3 protein-coding genes are annotated in these 2,781 nt (G+C 63.7%); 2 read left to right on the top strand and 1 reads right to left on the bottom strand.

Features of this window, described 5'->3' with window-relative positions:
- Positions 1–108 precede the first annotated feature (108 nt).
- Positions 109–1,104: an aspartate-semialdehyde dehydrogenase gene (locus BEN49_RS13805; RefSeq protein ID WP_070744319.1), complete on the bottom strand. Its 996-nt coding sequence runs from the start codon at positions 1,102–1,104 to the stop codon at positions 109–111.
- A gap of 183 nt (positions 1,105–1,287) precedes the next feature.
- On the opposite strand from BEN49_RS13805, the gene BEN49_RS13800 reads away from it, so the two are divergent.
- Both BEN49_RS13800 and BEN49_RS31180 read left to right on the top strand, forming a co-directional pair.
- Entirely contained in the window at positions 1,288–2,691 is a 1,404-nt protein-coding gene (locus BEN49_RS13800; protein WP_094123164.1) for a lamin tail domain-containing protein, read from the top strand.
- Between the two features lie 31 nt (positions 2,692–2,722).
- A partial coding sequence (locus tag BEN49_RS31180) for a hypothetical protein (RefSeq protein ID WP_438831783.1) occupies positions 2,723–2,781 on the top strand: 59 nt, incomplete at its 3' end.

Below are 2,781 nucleotides of genomic sequence, written 5' to 3'. Positions count from 1 at the left end.
TTGGAAACGGCGACCGTTTCCAACCCTTCCCTTGTAATTTTTAACTAGCCCTGGGGGCCCTAGAACGTGAGCGGGCCGCCACAGCGCAGCGGTTAGATGTAGAGCGGACTACCCCACCAACTTATTGGCTACCAAGTATTCGGCGATTTGGACGGCGTTGGTGGCGGCGCCTTTGCGCAGGTTGTCGGCCACTACCCACATGTTCAGGGTGCAGGGCTGGGTTTCGTCGCGGCGCAGGCGGCCCACCAGCACGGCGTCGCGGCCGTGGCTGTCTTTGGGCATGGGGTAGCGGTTCTGGCTGGGCTCGTCCACCAGCTCCACGCCAGCGGTATCGTGCAAAATGGCGCGCACCTCGTTCAGGGCAAACTCCTTGTGGAACTGCACGTTCAGGGCCTCCGAGTGGCCGCCCATCACGGGGATGCGCACGCAGGTGGCCGTCACTTGGATGTTGCTGTCGCCCATGATTTTCTTGGTTTCGTGCACCATTTTCATCTCCTCCTTGGTGTAGCCGTTCTCCTCGAACACGTCGATGTGGGGCAGTACGTTCAGGTCGATGGGGTACGGGTAGGCGGGGTTGCTGGCCACCTGGCCGGCACGCTCCTCCAGGAGCTGGTCCACGGCTTTTTTGCCGGTGCCGGTCACGCTCTGGTAGGTGCTCACCACGATGCGCTGCAAGCCATAAGCCTTGTGCAAGTCGTTCAGGGCCACCACCATCTGAATGGTAGAGCAGTTCGGGTTGGCAATGATTTTGTCGTCGGCCGTGAGGGTGCTGGCGTTGATTTCGGGCACCACCAGCTTCTTGGTGGGGTCCATGCGCCAGGCCGAGGAATTATCGACCACGGTGGTGCCCACGGCGGCGAAGCGCGGGGCGTGCTCCTTCGAAACCGAGCCACCGGCCGAGAAAATGGCGATGTCGGGCCGGGCCGCAATGGCGTCGTCCATACTCACCACGGGGTAGTCTTTGCCCAGGAAATGAACCAGTTGGCCCACCGATTTGGCCGAGGCCACGGGCAGTAGCTCGGTGAGGGGAAACTGGCGCTCGGCCAGCACTTTCAGCAGCTCGGTGCCCACCAGGCCGGTGGCACCCACAATGGCAAGTTTCATGTATTCCAGTTAACAGTTAGCGGTAAACAAGGACTAATCCACCGGGGCGGGGGCCCCACAACGGCAGGTTTTGGGGAGGCAAAGCGGGGAGGTGAACCGGCGCGCAAACCAGTGCGCGCGCCCGGCAAAGGTCATTAAAAATGGGTTACATTCGACGCTAATACCCTTTTAATCCGCTTATTAATGTCGAAACAATTACTATTCTTAGCTTTTTTATTGTTTTCCCACGCGGCCTCGGCCCAACTGCGCGACGATTTTGCCGACGGCAACTTTACTCAAAACCCTACCTGGGCCGGCACCGCTAATTTCTTTACCGTCAATACCCAGGGCCAGCTGCAAAGCAATGGCCCGGCCGTGACCGGCACCCGCCTCCAGCTGGCCGCACCCTGCCGCGCCAGCACCGGCACCACCTGGGAATTCTGGGCCAACCTGCGCCTGGCCACCAGCGCCAGCAACCTGGCCGACGTGTGGTTGCTGGCCTCGGGGCCCGACCTGGGCAGCGCCGCCACCAGCGGCTACTTCGTGCGCCTGGGCGGCACCGCCGACAACCTTACCCTGTTCCGCAAAGACTCGGCAAAAACGGCCGTAGCCTTCATCACGGGTAAGACTGGTACGCTGAGCAGCAGCACCAATAATTTGGTGCGCGTGCGCATCACCCGCAGCACCGCTAGCCGCTGGACACTGGAGCGCGACCTCGCCGGGGGCCGCAATTTCGTGGCCGACGGGGCCCCGGCCACCGATGCCGCCTACCAGCACAGCGCCGCCGCGGGCGTGGCCTTACTGTACTCGTCGGCGAACGGCAAAAACTTCTACTTCGACGATTTCAACGTGGTGGACGCCACCCCGCCCCTGCTGCTGCGGGCCACGCCGCTCGATGCGCGCCGGGTGGAAGTGGTGTTCAACGAAGCCGTGGACCCAGCTACGGGGGCCCTGGCGGCCGGCTACCAGCTGCGCGGCGGCGCCGTGCCGGTGGCGGCCGAAATTTTGGCCAATAATCCGGCCGTGGTGCGCCTCACGTTTGGGGCCGATTTGCCGGCGGCCAACGTGCTGGAGGCGCGGCAGGTGGCCGACCTGTTTGGCAACGCGGCGCCGGGGGCCCTGGCGGCCAGCTTCGTGGGCCTGCCGGTGGCCCCGGGTTTTGGTGATTTGATTATCAGTGAAATACTAGCCGATGAGACGCCGGTGGTGGGCTTGCCCGAATCAGAGTTTGTGGAGATTTACAACCGCTCGGCTACCAAAACCCTCAGCCTGCGCGGGGTGCGGCTGGGCAAGACGGGTGCCACCGCCCAGGCCATTTTCCCCGATACGGCGCGGCTGCTGCCGGGGCAGTACGCGGTGGTTTGCGGCAGCACGCGGGCGGCGCAATTTGCGTCGTTCGGTAAAGCGTATGGGCTCACGAATTTCCCCGCGCTCAGCAACGGCGGCGACCAGCTGGTGCTGCGGGGCGCCGGCGGCCGGGTACTGTTCGAGGTGACGTATTCGGACGCCTGGTACCGCGACGCGCGCAAGCAGGCCGGCGGCTGGAGCCTGGAAATGGTGGACCCTGCCAACCTCTGCGCCGGGGCCGACAACTGGACTCCAGGATAAAGCCTACCGCGAGAAGGTATTGCCGCCCACCGTGCGCAAGCGCCTGGCCATCGAGGCCGGCTCGCCCATTGGCTGGCACAAGTACACAAC

Origin of the sequence: Hymenobacter coccineus (assembly GCF_001816125.1) — a bacterium.
Classification (GTDB): domain Bacteria; phylum Bacteroidota; class Bacteroidia; order Cytophagales; family Hymenobacteraceae; genus Hymenobacter; species Hymenobacter coccineus.
Note: the sequence above shows the minus strand (reverse complement) of the source record. Positions and strands in the feature narration are given on the sequence as shown.